The organism is Aeromonas sp. LsrichE-8G, assembly GCF_022869435.1.
GTDB lineage: Bacteria > Pseudomonadota > Gammaproteobacteria > Enterobacterales > Aeromonadaceae > Aeromonas > Aeromonas caviae.
Genome location: NZ_JALIHH010000059.1, coordinates 1 through 293, shown reverse-complemented (window position 1 = coordinate 293; position 293 = coordinate 1). Strand labels below are relative to the sequence as shown.

General features: G+C 51.9%; 1 protein-coding gene. It reads left to right on the top strand.

Annotated features, from left to right (window positions below; translation table 11 throughout):
- Position 1 precedes the first annotated feature (1 nt).
- Positions 2 to 293, top strand: a 292-nt coding sequence (locus MUW49_RS22065) for a transposase (RefSeq protein ID WP_348521187.1), incomplete at its 3' end; no start/stop codon positions are given.

The following is a 293-nucleotide window of genomic DNA, read 5'->3' as shown; positions in this document are numbered from 1 at the left end:
GGTGTTTGAGCCCGTCAACAGCTTCAAAACCAATCAGACCAAGCTGGCAAGGCTCCAACGCCAGTTGAGCAAAAAGGTAAAGTTCAGCAGCAACTGGAAGAAACAAAAAGCCAAGATCCAGCGGCTGCATTCACATATCGCCAATAGCCGCCGCGATTACCTTCACAAGGTCACAACGACTATCAGCAAAAACCACGCGATGATCGTCATTGAGGATTTGAAGGTTGCCAGCATGTCAAAATCAGCAGCGGGCACGACCAGCCAGCCGGGGCGCAACGTCCGGGCAAAATCAG